1 pseudogene is annotated in these 268 nt (G+C 70.5%); it reads right to left on the minus strand.

The features are described from left to right. Window positions 1-268: pseudogene (locus SCA31_RS23645) on the minus strand (hypothetical protein); the annotation flags it as partial.

Raw genomic sequence — 268 nt, forward strand, 5'->3', positions numbered from 1 at the left:
CTTCCAGAGCTCGCCATTGCCGTAGAACTGCTTGGCGAGATCCCAGAGGGTGTCGCCAGCGGCAATGACGTGGCTGGCAGGCGTTGCCGCTGCCGGAGCAGCCGCAGCCGGTGCGGCAGCGGGAGCGGCGGCCGGTGCTGCTGCCGCTGGGGCCGCAGCAGGCGCTGCCGGTGCGGCGGCACCAGCGGCGGCGATCGCCGTTACACGCCCATCGGTATAGGGCTTGTACGGGTTGTGCGCCGTCAGGTATCCGACAGTGACATCGGCG

The sequence above is a fragment of the Chryseobacterium sp. SIMBA_028 genome (assembly GCF_046535285.1).
Lineage (GTDB): Bacteria > Bacteroidota > Bacteroidia > Flavobacteriales > Weeksellaceae > Chryseobacterium.